Annotated in this window: 17 protein-coding genes; 3 read left to right on the forward strand and 14 right to left on the reverse strand. The window is 60.6% G+C overall.

Features of this window, described 5'->3' with window-relative positions; all coding sequences use genetic code 11:
* Positions 1 to 32: 32 nt before the first annotated feature.
* The 4 genes from ACTG27_RS14680 to ACTG27_RS14695 are packed head-to-tail and all read right to left on the reverse strand — an operon-like array spanning position 33 to position 2,458.
* Positions 33 to 362: a SctD/MshK family protein gene (locus ACTG27_RS14680; protein WP_193860618.1), complete on the reverse strand. Its 330-nt coding sequence runs from the start codon at positions 360 to 362 to the stop codon at positions 33 to 35.
* Positions 355 to 1,002 carry an MSHA biogenesis protein MshJ gene (locus ACTG27_RS14685; protein WP_139429545.1) on the reverse strand — a complete coding sequence of 216 codons (648 nt, stop codon included), beginning with the start codon at positions 1,000 to 1,002 and terminating at the stop codon, positions 355 to 357. Before ACTG27_RS14685 ends, ACTG27_RS14680 begins: the two co-directional genes overlap by 8 nt.
* Positions 1,002 to 1,595: a PilN domain-containing protein gene (locus tag ACTG27_RS14690; RefSeq protein ID WP_439979885.1), complete on the reverse strand. Its 594-nt coding sequence runs from the start codon at positions 1,593 to 1,595 to the stop codon at positions 1,002 to 1,004. The genes ACTG27_RS14685 and ACTG27_RS14690 overlap by 1 nt, the downstream gene beginning before the upstream one ends.
* The gene (locus tag ACTG27_RS14695; RefSeq protein ID WP_026035092.1) at positions 1,595 to 2,458 is read right to left on the reverse strand and encodes a hypothetical protein; all 864 of its coding nucleotides are present in this window, start codon (positions 2,456 to 2,458) and stop codon (positions 1,595 to 1,597) included. The genes ACTG27_RS14690 and ACTG27_RS14695 overlap by 1 nt, the downstream gene beginning before the upstream one ends.
* A gap of 87 nt (positions 2,459 to 2,545) precedes the next feature.
* On the opposite strand from ACTG27_RS14695, the gene ACTG27_RS14700 reads away from it, so the two are divergent.
* Entirely contained in the window at positions 2,546 to 3,469 is a 924-nt protein-coding gene (locus tag ACTG27_RS14700; protein WP_439979886.1) for a 1-aminocyclopropane-1-carboxylate deaminase/D-cysteine desulfhydrase, read from the forward strand.
* A 76-nt stretch (positions 3,470 to 3,545) separates the two neighbouring features.
* On the opposite strand, the gene ACTG27_RS14705 is transcribed toward ACTG27_RS14700, so the two are convergent.
* Positions 3,546 to 5,474, reverse strand: a complete 1,929-nt coding sequence (locus ACTG27_RS14705; RefSeq protein ID WP_439979887.1) for an EAL domain-containing protein — start codon at positions 5,472 to 5,474, stop codon at positions 3,546 to 3,548.
* Positions 5,475 to 5,978: 504 nt separating this feature from the next.
* Here ACTG27_RS14705 and ACTG27_RS14710 point away from each other — a divergent pair.
* Both ACTG27_RS14710 and ACTG27_RS14715 read left to right on the forward strand, forming a co-directional pair.
* Positions 5,979 to 7,505, forward strand: coding sequence for an EAL domain-containing protein (locus tag ACTG27_RS14710; protein ID WP_439979888.1), 1,527 nt, complete (start codon positions 5,979 to 5,981; stop codon positions 7,503 to 7,505).
* 310 nt (positions 7,506 to 7,815) lie between these two features.
* Complete coding sequence (locus tag ACTG27_RS14715; protein WP_005348596.1) at positions 7,816 to 8,913, forward strand: calcium:proton antiporter; 1,098 nt, start codon at positions 7,816 to 7,818, stop codon at positions 8,911 to 8,913.
* A 145-nt stretch (positions 8,914 to 9,058) separates the two neighbouring features.
* Here ACTG27_RS14715 and hutH read toward each other — a convergent pair whose 3' ends face one another.
* The 9 genes from hutH to ftsE all read right to left on the reverse strand — a co-directional run bounded on the left by hutH (position 9,059) and on the right by ftsE (position 19,115).
* Positions 9,059 to 10,591: a histidine ammonia-lyase gene (gene hutH, locus ACTG27_RS14720; protein WP_416034519.1), complete on the reverse strand. Its 1,533-nt coding sequence runs from the start codon at positions 10,589 to 10,591 to the stop codon at positions 9,059 to 9,061.
* A gap of 4 nt (positions 10,592 to 10,595) precedes the next feature.
* Positions 10,596 to 12,305, reverse strand: a complete 1,710-nt coding sequence (gene hutU, locus ACTG27_RS14725; RefSeq protein ID WP_439979889.1) for a urocanate hydratase — start codon at positions 12,303 to 12,305, stop codon at positions 10,596 to 10,598.
* Positions 12,306 to 12,358: 53 nt separating this feature from the next.
* A complete protein-coding gene (gene hutG / locus ACTG27_RS14730) occupies positions 12,359 to 13,303 on the reverse strand; it encodes a formimidoylglutamase (protein WP_439979890.1) in 945 nt (314 codons plus the stop codon).
* Positions 13,296 to 14,531 (reverse strand): imidazolonepropionase, encoded by a 1,236-nt coding sequence (gene hutI, locus ACTG27_RS14735; protein ID WP_439979891.1) that lies wholly within the window; start codon positions 14,529 to 14,531, stop codon positions 13,296 to 13,298. The genes hutG and hutI overlap by 8 nt, the downstream gene beginning before the upstream one ends.
* Before the next feature lie 155 nt (positions 14,532 to 14,686).
* The gene (gene hutC, locus ACTG27_RS14740; protein ID WP_041202413.1) at positions 14,687 to 15,391 is read right to left on the reverse strand and encodes a histidine utilization repressor; all 705 of its coding nucleotides are present in this window, start codon (positions 15,389 to 15,391) and stop codon (positions 14,687 to 14,689) included.
* Positions 15,392 to 15,402: 11 nt separating this feature from the next.
* On the reverse strand, positions 15,403 to 16,062 hold the full coding sequence (can, locus tag ACTG27_RS14745; RefSeq protein WP_005339998.1) for a carbonate dehydratase: 660 nt from the start codon (positions 16,060 to 16,062) through the stop codon (positions 15,403 to 15,405).
* Between the two features lie 125 nt (positions 16,063 to 16,187).
* Positions 16,188 to 17,042, reverse strand: coding sequence for an RNA polymerase sigma factor RpoH (rpoH, locus tag ACTG27_RS14750; protein ID WP_005339997.1), 855 nt, complete (start codon positions 17,040 to 17,042; stop codon positions 16,188 to 16,190).
* 451 nt (positions 17,043 to 17,493) lie between these two features.
* Positions 17,494 to 18,447, reverse strand: coding sequence for a permease-like cell division protein FtsX (gene ftsX, locus ACTG27_RS14755; RefSeq protein WP_005339996.1), 954 nt, complete (start codon positions 18,445 to 18,447; stop codon positions 17,494 to 17,496).
* Entirely contained in the window at positions 18,447 to 19,115 is a 669-nt protein-coding gene (gene ftsE, locus ACTG27_RS14760; protein ID WP_005339995.1) for a cell division ATP-binding protein FtsE, read from the reverse strand. The genes ftsX and ftsE overlap by 1 nt, the downstream gene beginning before the upstream one ends.
* Between the last annotated feature and the right edge of the window lie 34 nt (positions 19,116 to 19,149).

The raw sequence follows: 19,149 nt of genomic DNA on the forward strand, positions 1-19,149 counted from the left end.
AGCCGATTCACCTCTCGAGAGGCAAGCACGACTCAAACCCGGATCTTGCTGGCAAAAAGTGTGACCGCATGGCGTTTTCCCGCCTTTTCCAGCACCACGGCATCGGCATTGATGGTCACCAGCGTATAGCCGTCCACCTGTTGTCCGACCCGATAACTCTTGCCATTGAGTACCGCCAGTGCCGGGCCATTGCCCAGCACCACACTCTGCAGCTTCGGCAAACCGGCGCTGCTCTCGCTGGTCGCACGGGCGCCAACCGCCACATCAGCCAGCGGCGCGGTGGGATCCTGCAATACCTCGACCTGCTCCGCCTGTGCCAGCAAGCTGAACAGGCAACAGCACAACGCAAATACTCTAGCCACGGATAAACTCCTTGCTGGTACTCAGGGTGTAGATCTCCATCTCCACCACCGCGCCGGGATAGGCTTTGACCTGATAGTCGAACTGCTTCCAGTAAAAGTGACGCGGCAAGGCTTCCAGCGCTTTAAGATATTGATACACATCGAAATAGCCGCCTTCAAGCTGAAGCCGGATACCATGCTTGTAGAGATTGACCTTCTGCTCCCCCGCCATCAGCGGGGTCGGCTCCAGCGAACTGAGGGCCAGCATGTGAAGGTTGGCGGAGCGGGAGAGCAGCGCCTCCAGCACCAGCGGCATCTCGTGCGCCGGGATCAGATCGACGGTCTGGGCCTTCAGCTCATCGTCGATCCGGGCCAGATCCGCTTCGACCTGCGCCAGCTGCTCGCGAACTCCCTGATTGGGATCCCGCTTGAGCCGGGCCTGTTTGCCGAGGTTTTCCAGCTCCATGATCTCGAGGTCGCGCTCGGCGGCGCTCAGGGCCATACGATCCTGCTGCAGGCGGGTATCGGCGCCATCGAGCCAGCCGTAGAGTCCGGCCGCGCCCAGCAGCACCAGACCGGTCAGCAGGATCAACACCCGCTCCCGCTGGCTCAACACGGCGATACGCTGGCCCCATGCCTGCCATTGTGTTTTCAGGTTCATCAGGGTTTCTCCCGCGCAATGCCGCTCAACTGGAAGGTCAGGCGACCCTCCTTGTCACGGCCGAGGGTCAGTTCACCAAACTCCTTGCCTACCAGACTCGGGGTCTGCTTGAAGCGGTTGACCCAGGCCGGCACATCCTGACTGCGTCCGGCAAAGCCGGAGAGGTTGATCCGCCCTTCGTTGATCTCGATGCGCTGCAACGAGAGGTTGCTGTTGCGAATGCGGGAAAGATCCGCCATTACGCTGGCATAGCCCTGGGATTTTTGCAGGGTCAGGCTGCCCAATTGGCGCATCAGCCCCTGCTTGGCCGTCAGCTCATCCTGCTTGTTGACCAGTTGCTGTTGCAGCCTGGGATCTGCCTGATGGCGCGCCAGCTCGGCATCGAGCCGCTGCGCCTCGCTGCGCTTGAGTTCCAGCTCGGCAGAGCGCTGCGCCAGCGCCCAGCTGACCTGCTGCTGCTGCCAGCTGTAACCGACGCCCATCAACAGGATCAGCAACAGCGCAAAGCCCCATACCAGCGCCATCTGATTGAGGCTGGCCCACTGTCGCTTGGGGCGAAACTCGGCGCCATAGAGGTTTATCTGACGTCTCATCACGCATCCTCCCCGATGGCGGCGGCGTAGGCCGAGAGGTATTCGACGCCGGCCAGGACTGCCTTGTTGGCCATGGCGGAGACGGCAAAGCCGAAGGTCTGCTCCATGTGGCGCACCAGGGTACCGATAAAGGGCGAGGCGACGGCAAACTGCATCTGCCCCAGCTCGGGCAATTTCAGCTGGCCCGCCAGATAGTCGAGGGAGCGCTGGATCTCCAGCGCCAGTGAATCGAGCAGCATGCTGTCCGGTTCATGTTCGCCAGTCAGGCTGGTGAAACCGCGCAGCTGGCGGGAGAAGCAGAGCCCGCCTTGATGGAAGACCAGCAGTTGCAGATCCTGCCCCTTGGGCTGCCACAGCAGCATGCGCACCGTGTCATCCGCGTCATAGAGAGAGGTGAGCGCCAATTCGTCGCTGATGATGGATTGCAGGGTGGCTATGCCATTGATGGCATCGGCCAGCTGTTGCACCCGGCTCTTGGGCAGGCAGATCACATTGATGCGCGGGCGACCGGCAGGCGGGGTGGGCAAGTCCACATAATCCATCGCCAGTTGCAGCACGGGTTCGCTGACATAATCCTTGATGGCCCAGGGGAGCGCCCCCGCCATCTCGGCGTCAGGCACGGCAGGCTTGTCGATCTGGATCTGTTGATAAAGGCTGGCGGCGAGGGCCACCCGCACCGTAGACTTGGCCAGCCCATGACGGCTGAACAGCTCGTTCATGGCCACTGCCCACTCCTGTGGGCCGTTGATGGTGCGCGTCGCGAAGACGGGGGGATTGCCCACCGCAGCCAGCATGATCCTGTCATTGGCCAGCAAGAGCCCGACCTGGCGGCTTGGCGTCGACCGTCTGAACAGTTGTTTCATGTAAGCCCGCCCATCAATAGTGATTAAATGTATGAAATATTAACATAAACAGCAGATTAGCCTCCAGATTAAAAGACGGACTCACCATTGCAAGCCAGCCTTTCCGCCGAATCAGAGGGTCAAGCCATCCTCCCTTCCCCCCTGCAACACCTCCACCATCCGTTGCTGACCCGCTATGGCGTCGAGCTGTGGTGCAAGCGGGATGATCTGATCCATCCGGCCATCTCCGGCAACAAGTGGCGCAAGCTAAAGTACCACCTGCTGCATGCCAAAGAGCACGGCAAACGGCATCTGCTCTCGTTTGGCGGCGCCTACTCCAATCATATCCACGCGCTGGCGGCAGCGGGGTGCCAATCTGGTCTTCGTACTACCGGTATCATACGGGGCGAATATGACGCCGTCAGTAACTCTACCCTGCGGGATGCCCAGCGCTGGGGCATGGATCTCGTTTTTGTCGACCGCCAGAGTTACCGGCGACGGCAGGATCCCGACTGGCTGGCCCAATTCGATGCCCCCGATACCCTGATCGTGCCGGAAGGGGGTAGCAGCCCGCTGGCCATCCCCGGCGTGGCGGAACTGGTCGGCGAAGTGCCCTTCTCGCCGGATCTCTGGGTACTGCCCTGCGCCAGCGGCGGCACTCTGGCGGGCCTGATCGCTGGCAAACGGGATCGGGAGCAGATCCTCGCCATTGCGGTACTGAAAGGAGGCAGCTTTATCGCTGACGAGGTGTGTCGCCTCCATCCTGCGGCTGCCAATATCCCCGGCTGGCGCATCGCGCTCGATCACCACGATGGTGGCTATGCCAAATTCAGCCCGGCCCTCTGGCAGTGGGTACAGGATTTCAGCGCCACGACCGATCTGCCCCTTGAGCCTATCTATAGCGGCAAGGCAATGTGGGGACTGTTTCGCGAGCTGGCGGCAGGCCGTATCGCCCCCGGCAGCAAAATCGTCTTTATCCACACTGGCGGCATGCAAGGGCTCGCCGGGCTGCGGGAGCAGGGGCGACTGTGATCCCTGCCTTACGGCAACCGCAAACAGCATCGCAAACAACAGAGGGTCGCCCCAAGGCGACCCTCTCTCGTTTATCTCAATCACCAGCCGATTCCAGCACCAGACGCTGGGGCTCGGCAAACCAGGGCCCCTGCCCGGCATGCACCCCGAGGTGGCGCAGCATCTTCCACTCGTCGCCACTCTCCACCCCCACTGCCAGCACCCGGGTGCGGGTATTGGCGCAGCCCCCCACCAGACTGCGTACCGCCATCTGGTTGACCTGACGGGCATGGATTTCCCGTACCAGGCTGGGGTGTAGCTTGAGGAAGTTGATCTCGAACTCCTTGATGTACTGGGTGCTCACCACATCCTGACCGGCATGATCAATGGCCAGCTGGCAACCCAGCATCCGCAAAGAGCGCAGCGGCCGCTTGAGCGCCTCGAAGTGGCGGGTCACCTGGGATTCCGAGAGTTGCAGGATCAACCGCTCGTTGGTGCTGCGCGGCAGCTGGAACAGGGCGAAGAAGAGCCAGCGTTGGAACTCGCGGTTGAGCAGGCTCTGGGCACTGAGGGTCAGGCTGATGGGGCAGCTCTGCTCGGAGCGCTGGCGCAGCAGGGCTAGGGTCTGCTCCGCCACCAGCCGATCCAGTTGCAGCAACAAGCCCACCTTCTCCGCCATCGGCATGAAGATCCCCGCCTGCAAAGCCCGCCCCTGCTCGTCGTGCAGATAGGTGAGCAACTCCTGCTGCAACACCACCTGCCCCCGATCCTGCTGGATCGGCTGGGTGTAAAATTCGATGCCGTGCTCTTCGAGACGGCGGCTGATCAGGGTACGCCAGCGTACCGTGCCCTTGCTGCTCTGCTCCTCATCCAGCTGCTTCTCGTAGAGGAACCAGCCGTTGTGCCCTTGCAGACGGGCGCTCTTGAGGGCCAGCTCCGCCTCCTCCTGCACCTTGAGCAGGCTGTCTTGTGCCTGATAACAGACGGCGCCGAGATAGACCGCCGTCTCCGGGTTGACCTCCTGCGGCCAATGCAACCGTTGCAGGCTCTTGAGCAGCTGGCTGGCGCTATCCACCATCTCGCTCTCGGACATATTGGGCAGCAGCACCGCAAAGACCTGACCGGCATAGCGGGCCTGCAGGGCACCGTTGTGTTTGCGCACGAAGGCACCTATGGTGGCGCTCGCCTCCATCATCAAATCGTGCCCCAGCAACTCGAACTGATCGGCCTCCAGCTCCTCCAGACAGGCGAGATCGATCAGCAGAACGCCGCCGCTCATCACGCTCGCCTCCATGATGGCGCTCTCCAGCCGGTTGTCGAAAAACAGCCGGTTGCCGATGCCGGTCATCTTGTCGACGAAGGCGTTGCTTCGAATGAAGTTGTCGAAGCGGCTGCGCTCCTTGCGGGCATCCGCCAGCTCGGCGAGCAGATGATCGAGGGCCTGACTGGCGGCCACCGGCCACTCTTCGCCGGGGTCATGACTCAGTTTGGAGAGTTTGTCATCGAGGATCAGCTGGGCACGAATGCCCAGCAGCTCGGCCCCGCGCAACTGCTGGCGCAGCCAGCGGATGGAGTACCAGAGACCGAACACCACGATAAAGATGCCCAGCGAGATGCCGGACATCGCCTTGATGGAGTATTCCGCCTCCTTGAAGGGGCGCTCCAGTTTGAAGTTGGCCTGCATGTCGGCCTGATGGGGCAGCGGGTGGCTGTATGGCACCAGCAGTTGTTCGTCGACCGGATTGCGCACATCGCGGAACCAGTAGACCCGCTGGTTATTCTGGCGCACCTCCAGCTCGACCACATGGGCGGCCCGCAGCAGAGTGGGCAACCAGTGGCTCATATCCTCCATGTCGTGAGCAACATCGAGCTGCTTGTCGATCACTTCGACCAGCGCATCGACCTTCTTTTGCTGCAACTCCATGCCCAGCTCGCGAAAGCTGAACACCCCGCCAATCAGCACGGTCGCCATGGCTGCGATCACGCAAAGGGTGATAAATGAGACAAGCTGTGTAGTGAGTTTCATGCGCCTTTCCGTATGCCCGGCATCATCCATGTCGCCTCATGGTAGCAGCGGCGATCGGGCCACAGCTATGGATGAAGATCCCGCTTCTGCAATTTAAGCGGGCAAGCATAACCCAAAGCAGAGGGAGAATACCAAGGATGACGGGCTACAAATGCGGGAAAGGGCGGGATGACAGACAGAAAAATGGTCCCTCAAAGGGGACCAAAAGGAACACTCATATCAAAACTAACACTCTGTGCTACTGACAAAAAACAGATACAGGAGTATTGAACACACGGTGAGTCAAACCGCAGGGCTACTCTAATGCAGTTCGGATAAGCTGAGCAATTGTCATTTATGACAGGTCAGCGATTGAATCTAGCCAAAGTTAATAATAAACACATTTAAAATCATGCAGTTAAAAAATCAATCAACAAGTGTGACAACTCGGACTCAAATTGATTGCACTAATGCTCTATGATGGCAAAGTCCATTTGTGTCTCATGAAACTGGCAGGTACTTCCTTTGCGTAAATCACCCGTCTGGATCGCTCTGTTGCTGTTCGTCCTGCCTGTCGTGGGCAGCCAGTTTCTCGGCCTGTGGTTTGCCAAGCCGATGGCCTTTCATCTGCTGGAAGAGAAGGTTGCCGAGCTCAAGGGAGCCATGGCCGTACGCCACCGGGAGCTGGATGCCGCCATCAACAAACAACTGGCACAATTTGAGTTCAACTGCGGCGCCAAAGACATGGAGCTGCTGCGCGATCCGCGCTTCTACAGCGCTCATATCCGCCTGCAAGGGTTGGAGCTCGCTTCCGGCAACAGCTGCTCCAGCCTGGGGGTGGAGATCCCGCTGATCAAAGAGCTCCAGAACAGCGGGCAGAAGTTCGGCAAACTGGGGATTACCGCTACAGTGGCCAAATACAATACCGAACAGGAGCTGGTGGCCTTTTACCGATCCGGCGACAACCTCGCCTACTGGGTGCTGGATAACAGCTGGAGCCACGACCTGCTGCAACACCCCTGCAGCCACTGCTTCTATCTGGAGTTCAGCCGACAGGATACCGATGCAAGCACAGTCCACTTTCCCCGTGGCGACAAGGAGATCAAACAGGAAGAGAGCAATATCAGCCTGAGTTTCTTCGATCCCAATGAACTCACCAAACAGACGGTCTGGGCGGGAAAAGCGCTGGAGCAATATGCCCATGACCAACTCAATCACTACGGTCTCTGGTTCGGTATCTCGCTCGGTGCCCTGTTAAGCGTCACATACTGGCTGCTGCGCAGCTATCGGCGCTCCCTCAAGGGACTGCTGCAAACAGGATTGATACGCAGGGAATTTATTCCCCTCTACCAACCGATAGTGGATGCCCGTACCCACCAAGTGGTGGGATTCGAGGCGCTGCTGCGCTGGCAGCGGGGAAGCGAGCTGATCCCCCCGGGCACCTTTATCGAATATGCAGAGGAGCAGGGACTGATCCTGCCGATGACCGAACAGTTGCTGGAGCAGGTGATCACTGACCTGCCGCAGCTGGCACCGGAGCAGTGGGTCAGCGTCAATCTGGTGGCGGCCCATATCGAGCAGCCCCTGCTGCGCACCCTGCTCGCTCACAGCCAAAACCCCTCACCCACCCGGCTCACCTTCGAGCTGACGGAGCGCAAGCCGATCCTCGACATCAAGGCGGCCACCGAGGAGATCACCCTGCTGCAACAGATGGGGTATCACTTCAAGCTGGATGATTTCGGTACCGGCTACGGCGGCTTTGCCTACCTGCAGAGCCTGGGGATCCGCCAGATCAAGATCGACAAGATGTTCGTCGATACCATAGGCACCAACGACCTCAAGCGCAGCGTACTGGATGCCATCATCGTCTTCGGTCGGGAATCGGGCATGGAGATGATCGCCGAGGGGGTCGAGAGCCAGCTGCAGGTCGACTATCTGAGCCAGCACGGCGTCTATCTGATCCAGGGCTACTTCTTCGGCAAACCCATGCCGCTGAAGATACTGACCCACTGGCAACGAGAGTGGCAGTTGCAACACCAGCAGGCCAGCTAACGCAGAGATGGCAGGATCTGGCCGTGAAACGGTTTGGTCAGCGGCTCGACATCATCAGGTTGATGCTGGCGGTAGCGCCGTAACCCAGCCCGGCCATCAGGCTGGAAAAGCCTCCAGCAGACCCGGGCCCGGCTCCATGGTGAAATCGAACCGTCTTCTGCCACCCCTTATTTACATTCAGCAACAAAATGATCTGCCCTGACGGGGATAACAACCCTTATCATAAGGAGCCGGTTATTGCGCAACCGATAACCCTGCAGCCTGTTTATGTCATCCGGTCGTCAAGACCCCCAATAGAGAACCATTGCCTATGAAGACAGTTATCCGGCAAGAGATTGCCCTGCCCGTTGGCCTGCTGACCCTGCTCTTTTTCAAGACCCTGGGCAGTGACCTGCTGACAGAGACAACTCCGCTCGGGATCTATCTTCCTGTTTCGGCGGCACTATTGGCCATCGTCACCTGGGCCATCTTCTCGGTGGTGCGCCACTCCGATGCCCTCGCCATCAAGCTGGGCGAGCCCTTCGGCACCCTGATCCTCACCCTCTCGGTCATCTCGCTGGAGGTGGTGATGATCTCCTCGGTAATGCTGACCGGCGAGCCCAACCCCACCATGGCCCGCGATACCATGTTTGCGGTAGTGATGCTGGTGAGTACCGGTCTGGTGGGTTTCACCCTGCTGTTTGGCGGCTGGCGCTACCACACCCAGAGCTTCAATCTGGACGGGGTCAAATCCTATCTGGTGGCCATCATCCCGCTTGCCCTGCTCTGTCTGGTGCTGCCCAACTTCACCGAGGGCGGTGCAATCGGCAGTATGTCGCGCGCCATGTCATGGATGCTGATCATCATCTCGATCCTGCTCTACGGGGTCTTTCTGCTGATCCAGACCCGCAGCCACAGCCACTTCTTCGTCGACAGCGATCACGAGGATTATGAGGAGCACCACGGCCCGCTGCAGAGCAACGTCTATCACACCATCCTGCTGCTCGCCTACCTGCTGGTGGTGATCCTGCTGGCCAAGACCCTGGCCATCCCCATCAACTACGGGGTGCATGTGATGGAAGCACCCGCCGCACTGGGCGGATTTATCGTCGCCTGCATCGTGCTGGCCCCCGAAGCAGTCGGCGCCATCAAGGCCGCCTTCAACAACCAGCTTCAGCGGGCAATGAACCTCTACTTCGGCTCTGTGCTGGCCACCATCGCCCTCACCGTACCTGCCGTGCTCTTTATCGGCTCCATGCTGGATCAGGAGGTGCGCCTCGGCCTTTCCCCCGCCGATATGGTGCTGCTGGTCACGACCTTGATGGTCTGTAAAGTAACCTTCAGCAGCGGCCGCACCAATGTGCTCCATGGTGCGACCCATCTGGTGTTGTTCGTGGTTTATCTGTTCCTGATGTTCGAACACGAATAACCGCGTTCAACCAACGTCAGACACGCAAAGACCGCCCGATTGGGCGGTCTTTTGTCATCTGCTCCCGGCTCTCACCAGCGCCTGTGAAGCGGCTTCCCCCTCATCCCCCACCCTTCTCCCGCCAGGGGAGAAGGGTGATCAAGGCTTACAGGCTGGGCAGCACCCCGGCCGGGATCAGGTCGTTGTAGCTGGCACGGCCCAGCAGGGCGGCGGCCGCTTCGATATCCGGCGCGAAGTACCTGTCCTTGTCGTAGAAGCTCACCTCTGCCCGCAGTCGTCCCTTGGCCAGCTCGATCAGCTCGGTACTGCGCAGCGGCGCGCGAAAATCCAGCCCCTGTGCCGCCGCCAGCAGTTCAACAGCCAGAATGCCGCGGGTGTTCTCCGCCATGTCTGCCAGCCGGCGGCCAGCGAAGGTCGCCATGGAGACGTGATCCTCCTGATTGGCGGAAGTGGGCAGACTATCCACCGAGGCGGGATGGGCCAGGGTCTTGTTCTCGGAGGCGAGCGCAGCCGAGGTGACCTGAGCGATCATAAAGCCGGAGTTGACCCCGCCGTTGTTGACCAGAAACGCTGGCAGACCGGACATCCGCGAGTCGATCAACAGCGCCATGCGCCGCTCGGAGAGGGAACCTATCTCGGCGATGGCCAGCGCCAGATTATCGGCGGCAAAAGCCACCGGCTCAGCATGGAAGTTGCCACCGGAGAGGATCTCCTCGTCATCGGCAAACACCAGCGGGTTGTCGGAGACCGCGTTGGCCTCGCACACCAGCACCTCGGCGGCCTGACGGATCTGGGTCAGACAAGCCCCCATCACCTGCGGCTGGCAGCGCAATGAGTAGGGATCCTGCACCTTCTCGCAGTTGTGATGGGACATGCCGATCTCGCTGCCATCCACCAGCAGGTGGCGATAGCAGGCGGCCGCATCGATCTGGCCACGCTGACCGCGCACTTCGTGGATGCGGGCATCGAACGGCCGGCGGCTGCCAAGGGCGGCCTCCACGCTCATGGCGCCGATGGTGATGGCACCGGCGTAGAGATCCTCGGCATGGAACAGCCCTTCCAGCGCGAAGGCGGTGCTCGCCTGAGTGCCGTTAAGCAGCGCCAATCCTTCTTTGGGTGCCAGCGCGATAGGCTCGAGCCCGGCAATTTTCAGCGCAGTGGCGGCGTCGATCAGCTCGCCCTTGTGGCGAGCCTTGCCTTCACCGATCAGCAAGCAGCTCATATGGGCCAGCGGCGCCAGATCGCCGGAGGCCCCGACGGAGCCCTTCTTCGGCACCACCGGATAGACTTCGGCGTTGATGAGGGTCATCAGGGCCTCAAGCACCGTCAGCCGGATGCCGGAGAAGCCCCGCGCCAACGAGTTGAGCTTGAGCACCATCATCAACCGTACAGTGGCGTCATCCATGTATTCGCCGATGCCAGCGGCATGGGAAAGCACGATGGAGCGCTGAAGCTCGTCCAACTGCTCCACCGGAATGCGGGTGTTGGCCAACAAGCCAAAGCCGGTGTTGATGCCATACACCACCCGGTTCTGCTCGATCACCTTGGTAACCACGGCGGCGGAGGCGTGGATCCCCGGCAGCGCGGCCGGATCCAGTGAAACATGTACCGGCTCGCGGCTGACGCGGCGCAGGGTGGCAAGATCCAGCTCACCAGGAGTAATAGTCAATTCAAACATGGTGTTACACCTTTCCTTTGACACCGTTGGCGCCGTCAATCATCGGCAGATCCAGTTTCGCATCAACGGCACAGTTGATGGCAATCTCGTAACCTGCATCCGCGTGGCGCATCACCCCGGTGGCCGGATCGTTGCGCAGTACTCGACCGACGCGGCGGGCCGCATCATCGGAGCCGTCACAGACGATCACCACGCCGGAGTGCTGGGAGAAGCCCATGCCGACCCCGCCGCCGTGGTGCAGCGACACCCAGGTCGCGCCACCAGCAGTGTTGAGCAGAGCGTTGAGCAGCGGCCAGTCGGAGACGGCATCGGAGCCATCCATCATCGACTCGGTCTCGCGGTTCGGGCTCGCCACCGAGCCGGAATCCAGATGGTCGCGGCCAATGACGATGGGCGCTTTCAGCTCGCCGTTTTTCACCATCTCGTTGAAGGCCAACCCGAGCCGTACCCGATCCTTGACCCCGACCCAGCAGATCCGCGCCGGCAGCCCCTGAAACGCGATGCGCTCGCGGGCCATGTCGAGCCAGTTGTGCAGGTGAGGATCATCCGGGATCAGCTCTTTCACCTTCTGATCTGTCTTGTAGATATCTTCCGGATCGCCGGAGAGGGCCACCCAGCGGAACGGGCCTATCCCCTCGCAAAACAGCGGGCGAATGTAGGCGGGGACGAAGCCGGGGAAGTCGAAGGCGTTCGCCACCCCCTCCTCCAGCGCCATCTGGCGAATGTTGTTGCCGTAATCCAGAGTCGCCGCGCCGCGCTCTTGCAGGGTCAGCATCGTCTCCACCTGACGGGCCATGGAGCGACGAGCGGCCAGATTCACCTCCTGCGGGGCACTCTGCTGCAGCTCGCGCCACTTGGCCACGCTCCAGCCCTGCGGCAGGTAGCCGTGCACCGGGTCGTGGGCGGAGGTCTGGTCGGTCACCACGTCCGGGGTGATGCCGCGAGCCACCAGCTCGGCGAAGACGTCGGCGGCGTTGCCGAGCAGGCCGACGGAGACGGCGGTGCCGCCCTGTTTGGCCTCTTCGACCATGGCCAGCGCCTCATCCAGGCTGTGAGCCTTCTTGTCCACATAACGGGTGCGCAGACGAAAATCGATGCGAGTCTCGTCGCACTCGATGGCGATCATCGAGAAGCCAGCCATGGTGGCGGCCAGCGGCTGGGCACCACCCATGCCGCCGAGCCCGCCGGTCAGGATCCAGCGTCCCTTGGGTTCACCGTTGAAGTGCTGATTGGCCACCGCGAAGAAGGTCTCGTAGGTGCCCTGCACGATCCCCTGAGTACCGATGTAGATCCATGAACCCGCGGTCATCTGGCCGTACATCATCAGGCCCTTCTTATCGAGCTCGTTGAAGTGCTCCCAGTTGGCCCAGTGGGGCACCAGATTGGAGTTGGCGATCAGCACCCGCGGCGCGTCCTTGTGGGTCTGGAACACCCCGACCGGCTTGCCGGATTGCACCAGCAGGGTCTGATCCTCCTCCAGCCGGGTCAGCACATCGACAATCTTGTCGAAGCAGGCCCAGTTGCGTGCGGCACGGCCGATGCCGCCATAGACCACCAACGACTGTGGATGCTCGGACACCTCGGGATCCAGGTTGTTCATCAACATCCGCAGCGGCGCCTCGGTGAGCCAGCTCTTGGCGGTCAGTTCAGTGCCGCGCGGGGCACGGATCACGCGGTTCGGATCATGGCGGGGATCCTGCTGTTGCACAGACATACACACTCCTTGTTGTATCAATAGGGTGCCTTCGGCGATATGCGGCCAAAGGGTTAACGGGTCAACAGATGAACCAGTCGCGCGGCCACGCGGGCACTGCGATTGTCCTGATCCAGCGTCGGGTTATACTCGGCCAGATCGGCAAGCCTCAGCTTGCCGCTGGCCCGGATATGGGCAATGAGCGGTTCGATGACCGCCAGCTCTACGCCACGAGCTGCGGGGGCGCTCACTCCCGGCATCAGGTTGCCGGGCAGCACATCGAGATCGATGGTCAGATAGAGGTGATCACAATCGGCGATAAAAGCGTCCAACCCGCTTAGCAAGGCTGGCAATTCGGCTTGGGTCATCGCCTCGTCCAGCACATGCCACACACCCAGCGCCTTGGCACGGGCAAACAGGGCTTGGGTATTGGCGGTCTCGGCCACCCCGAGGCAGGCGTAGTGAAACGGCGTGCCCTGAGCGGCACACTGCTCGGCAATCTGGAAGAAGGGGGTGCCGGAGCTGGCCTGCTCCTGCTTCATCCGCAGGTCAAAGTGAGCATCGAGGTTGATAATGCCGACCCTGCCACTGCCGCCCAGATGACTGTTGAGGCCGCTCCAACTGCCGAAGGCCACCTCGTGGCCGCCCCCCAGCACCAGCGGGAAGTGGCCCAGATCGAGCGCAGAGGCGACCCGCTCGGCCAGATGGCCGTGGGCTGCGTCGAGATTGCCATCGGGGCAGCTCACATCCCCGCCATCATAGACGGGACGATTCAGGTGCCAGGCGGTATTGGCCAGCAGCTTGCGGACCACCATCGGCGCCCCGGCGGCGCCGACACGCCCCTTGTTGCGGCGTACCCCTTCATCGCAGGCAAAACCGAGCAGCACTACACCGGCAGTGTCTTGTGCTCCGGCGGTCCAGGGCAGCATCTTGTCATGCCAGCGCAGTGCCAGTTCACCATCTTCCGGATCCTGCCGCCCCTGCCAGAGCGACATGTCGATCGGGTTGAACTTATCCATGGAGGGTCTCCTCGCCGTTGAAGATGCGGCCTGCCAGCTGATCGACGCCGACCATGTAGCTCAACTCAGCCGGATGGGCGCAGTGCCAGATCAGGAAATCGGCCGCCATCCCCACCCTGAGCTGGCCAAGACGATCCTGCTCACCGAGCGCGTTGGCGGCGTGACGGGTCACCCCGACCATGGCCTCCAATGGGGTCAGTCCAAACAGGGTGCAGGCCATGTTCATGGCCATCCGCAGCGAGACAATGGGGGCGGTACCTGGGTTGATATCGGAGGAGACCGCCATCGCCACCCCCGCCTTGCGCAGGGCGGCAACCGGCGGCAGCTTGGTCTCTTTGAGGAAGTAGAAGGCGGTGGGCAGCAGGGTGGCGACCACGCCACGGTGGGCCAGCGCCAGGATCCCTTCCGGATCCAGATACTCCAGATGGTCCACCGAGAGGGCGCCAAAGTTGGCAGCGAGTGTGCTGCCACCGAGATTGGAGAGCTGATCCATATGCCCCTTCACCGGCAGGCCGTATTGATCCGCCGCCAGATAGACCTGCTCGGTCTGGGCCAGCGAAAAGCCGATGTGCTCGCAGAAGACATCTACCGCATCGGCCAGACCCGCCTCGGCGGCGGCCGGGATGATCTCCTGACAGATGGTCTCGACCCAGCTGTCGGGATCGTCGCGATATTCCGGCGGCACCGCATGGGCCGCCAGCAGAGTGGTCTTGACCCGGATCGGCAACGCCTCTCCCAGTCGGCGGGCCACCCGCAGCATCTTGAGTTCGTCATCCAGCGTCAGGCCGTAGCCGGACTTGATCTCCACTGTGGTAACACCCTCGCGGATCAGGGATTTCACCCTCGGCAACGCCAGCTCGAACAGTTGCTCTTCGCAGGCGGCACGGGTGGCACGCACCGTGCTGATGATGCCACCGCCCCGACGGGCGATCTCCGCATAGGGCACCCCTTTCTGGCGCAGCTCGAACTCTTCAGCACGGCTGCCGGCGAAGATGAGGTGTGTATGGCAATCGATAAGGCCGGGGGTGACCAGCTTGCCCTGCATATCCTGCCAGTGAGCGGGATACGGCCCCTTCAACTCGGCCATCGGCAACAGCGCGTGGATCTTGCCATCCTGCACGCCGATGGCGTGGAGCGGCAGCAGGCCGTAGTCGGCCAGCTCATCATTCAGGGTGGCGGGTGTCACGTTGAGCCAGACCCGCTCGCAGTTCAACAGTTCCTTGTTCATAGCGACCTCAAATGTATATACATATCCTTATAGTCGATCTCTATGACGAAAGAAAGAGCGGCGTTCACATCCTGATAACAGCATCAAACTTAGAGTTTAAGCACAAAAAAGCCCACCAGGAGGTGGGCTTTGCAAAAATCGATTTGTATAGACATTCACTCCAGCTGAGTCTTGGAGCTGAGCTTGTAGCGGGAACCGGGGGAGAGCAAACGGGCGTAGGAGACGAGATGCCCCTCCGACCAGGTACGCCGGTGCAACAACAGGCAGGGGGAATCCACGCGGATCTGCAACAATCCCGCCTCACCGGCGCTGGGCAACACGGCTTCCACCACGTGCTCCATCTCGGAGAGGGGGCAGACATCCATCAGATAGCGGTTGGGAGTCTGTTGGGTAAAATCCTGCTCGCCATAGCCCGGCAGGCGCCCGGCATCGACAAAGCGCTCCTCCAGCTGCAACGGCTCGCCATCGGCCTGATGGACGATGAGGCTGTGAAAGATAGGGGCGCCAACCCGCAGCCCCAGTTGCACCGCCACCTTCTCGTCGGCGGCCAGCCGCTGCAGCCGGATCACCCGGGCGCTGTACTCGCCGCCACGCTCGGCGATCTCGTCGGCAATATTGCGAATAGCCAGCAGCGGCGATTCGGTGCGCCGGTCCGCCACGAAGCTGCCGGAACCGGCGGTACGCACCAACCAACCTTCCGCCACCAGCTCCCGCAGCGCCCGGTTGACCGTCATCCGGCTCACGGTGAACTGCTCGCACAGGGCCGCTTCGGTCGGGATCCTGTCCCCCGCCTGATAGTGGCGTTCGCGGATCCCGTCCAGAATGTGCTGCTTGATCTGCAGATAGAGAGCTGGCGCCACCATGAAGCTCCCTAGCGCCGACGGTGGGGCGGACGCATATCCGGCCAGGCGCGGTAGACATCGGGGATCTGATCCGGGCCGCTGATGCAAAGATCGAGATCGTGCAGCAGACCGTCTTTAATCCCGTAGATCCAGCCATGCACCGCCAGCTCCTGCCCCTTGCGCCAGGCGTTCTGGATGATGGTGGTGTGGCAGACGTTGGCAACCTGCTCGGCCACATTCAGCTCGCACAGGTAGTCGAAGCGCTCATGCTCATCCTCGATGGCCTCGAGCTCTTCACCATATTTGAAGTAGACATCCTTGATGTTGCGCAGCCAGTTGTCGATGAGCCCCAGCTCCTGGTTCTGCATCGCGGCCTTGACGCCACCGCAACCGTAGTGACCGCAGACGATGATGTGCTTCACCTTGAGGACTTCTACCGCGTATTGCAGCACGGAGAGGCAGTTGAAATCGGTATGCACCACCAGATTGGCGACGTTGCGGTGGACGAAGACATCCCCCGGCAGCAACCCCATCAGCTGGTTGGCGGGAACCCGGCTGTCGGAACAACCGATCCAGAGGTATTCGGGGGCCTGCTGGGCAGAAAGAGTGGCAAAGAAAGCGGGATCTTCGGCTTTGATCCGTTCGGCCCACTCACGGTTGTTGGTAAACAGGTCGTTCAACAGTTTCACTTCTGCTCTCCCTAATGTGGCAGTGGCGGCAACATAACACACTCAAGGGTAACCAAAGCAAGGCCGACCAGATCCCTGCGAAACAAAAACAGGGCCATCAGGCCCTGTTTTTATGAGAGGAAGCATCAGGCTTCCATGGCATCTTTCAGCTTCTTGAGTGCGTTTTTCTCAAGCTGACGCACACGCTCGGCAGAGACGCCGTAGGTATCGGCCAGCTCCTGCAGAGTGGTCTTGCTGTCATCATCGAGCCAGCGGGCGCGGATGATGTGCTGACTGCGCTCATCCAGGGTGGCGAGGGCAGAGCTCAGGCGACGGGTCGCGTGATCGTCCCAGTTGTCGTTCTCGATGGTCGCGGCCAGATCGGAGGATTTGTCCTCCAGATAGTGAACCGGAGCGAAACCGCCCTCTTCTTCATCGTCACCCACCAGATCGAACGCCTGATCGTAGTTGGCCATCCGCGCTTCCATTTCGGTCACGTCAGCGGCAGAGACGCCGAGATCGGCCGCCACGGCCTGAACCTCTTCGTGGTTCAGCCAGCCCAGACGTTTTTTGGATTTGCGCAGGTTAAAGAAGAGCTTGCGCTGGGCCTTGGTGGTCGCCACCTTGACCATGCGCCAGTTGCGCAGGACATATTCGTGGATTTCGGCCTTGATCCAGTGCACGGCAAAGGAGACCAGACGCACACCAACCGTCGGGTCGAAGCGCTTGACCGCCTTCATCAGGCCGATGTTGCCTTCCTGAACCAGATCGGCCTGGGGCAAGCCGTAACCGGCATAGCTCTTGGCGACATGAACGACAAAGCGCAGGTGCGACATAACCAGCTGGCGGGCAGCCTCGAGATCGCCATCCTGCTGCAAACGCTCAGCCAGTTCACGCTCTTCCTCTGCGCTCAGCACAGGAATAGAGTTTACTGCCTGGATATAGCCTTCCAGACTACCTTGCGGAATCAGAGCCATAGTGCGCTGCAATGAAGTTCCCATCTGTTACCTCTTACTTTTCAATCGAATCAGTCTAACACCCTGAGAGGGTCTGTCTACTGACCGGATGCCATTCTGCGGCGTGTATCAAAGAACATGCCCAGTTTTAGACCGGCTTATCTTAAGCCTGCAGGATGAATCATGAATGAACAGTCAAAAAAAGGGGGTCACAATGAAGGACCCCCGAAAAGTAGCATGCTAAGTCCATTGTTGCGGAGCTCGCAACCTTCACATGCTTGCCAAGTCTGACGAGCAAGGCAGAGGGGCCACACCCGTATAAATGCTTCAGCTTTAATAGACTGCTTATAAATCAGAAGGTTCACTGGATCTAGCGAAGATCCGGAAGATCATTGTTATTCAGAATACTCTGACTATGGGGGCCAAGCCAGAAACGGCCCCTCTTTTACTTGATCCGCCTCTCAAAATCCAGCGATTTACTTTGATGACAAAGTAATCAGGATGGTTCGATGTCGCGAATGTGGCGATGGACCGAGAACCAGGAGGCAATCAGCCCCAGCAGGGCGCCCAGCAAGATCAGATTGATCCCGTCTACCGCCCCCATGCCAACCAGCCGGAAGTTACTGTTATACAAGCCCGCCAGCTCCTTCACCACCCCCTCGCTCCAGATCACCATCACCTCGGTCAGCCACCAGGCCAACATGCCGCCGATCACCCCGAACCAGATGCCGGTATAGAGGAAAGGACGGTGAATAAAGGAGTCGGTCGCCCCCACCAGCTTGAGCACTTCAATCTCGGAGCGCTGGTTGAGGATGTTGAGACGCAGGGTATTGCCGACAATCAGCAACACGGCGGAGAGCAGCAGCACCGCGATACCGGTAATGGTGTGGCGCAGCAGGTTCATGATCCCCTGCAACCGGGTCAGCCACTGCAGATCCAGCTTGCCCTGCTCGACCCCCACCTCGTTGTTGAGCTTGCTGAGCAGCTCGGCGGCCCCTTCCGGGTTCTGCCAGCGTGGATCCGGAATGACGCTCAGCACAGGCGGCAGCGGGTTGCTGTCCAGATAATCGAGGGCATCGCCGAAGCCGGAGATCTCGCGAAACTCCCGCAACGCATCGTCACGGCTCAGGTAGGTGACCGAATCCACCTCGGGATAGAGCAGGATCCTGTGCTGCAGATCGAGAATGCTCTGCTCCGGCAGATCCTTGCGCAGGTAAAGAGAGATCTGGGAACTGCTCTGCCAGCTCCCCTCCACGACCTCGGCGTTTTTCAGCAACACGTGGAAACAAGAGGGCAGCGCCAGACTGACGCCAAGCACCGCCAGCGTCATCAGTGAAGCGAGCGGATTGCGCCACAACTCCCCGAGACTGGCAAACGCCTGCCGCACATGGTCAACCCCGTACATCATCAGACGGCGCAGCGGCGGTTGTTTATGACGAACGATAGCCATCAGAGCTCCTCCCCGGCCGAATACATGCGACCCGCCTTGAGGGTCAGGGTGCGATAGCGCATACGGGCGATCAGCCCCAGATCGTGGGTAGCAATCAGTACCGAGACCCCAAAATTGTTGAACTCCTGAAATAGCCGCATGATATCCATGGAGAGCTGGGGATCCAGGTTGCCGGTCGGTTCATCCGCCAGCAGCAGCGGCGGCTTGTTGACGATGGCACGAGCGATGCCGACCCGCTGCTGCTCACCACCGGAGAGCATGCGCGGCTGGTAACGCTCCTTGCCGAGCAGCCCCACCTTGTCCAGCGCCGCCGCCACCCGCTTGTTGATGTCCGCATGGCTGTAGCCATCGATCACCAGCGGCAGCGCCACGTTGTCGAACACGGTGCGGTCCATCAGCAGGCGGTGATCCTGAAAGATCATCCCGATCTGGCGGCGAACATAGGGGATCTGGCTGCGCTGGATATGGCTGACATCATCGCCATGAAAGAAGACACGACCATCGGTCGGGCGCTCCATCACGCTGATCAGTTTGAGGAGGGTACTCTTGCCCGCCCCCGAGTGCCCGGTCAGAAAGGCCATCTCTCCCTTGCGCAGGTGAAAGCTGACCTTTTGCAGCGCCTGATGGCCACCGCTGTATACCTTGCTGACCTTGTCAAAACGAATCATAACGGTTCCCTGAAATTGACAAACCCCGACCGGA

The organism is Aeromonas sp. 97A, from assembly GCF_051919185.1.
GTDB classification, from domain to species: domain Bacteria; phylum Pseudomonadota; class Gammaproteobacteria; order Enterobacterales; family Aeromonadaceae; genus Aeromonas; species Aeromonas veronii.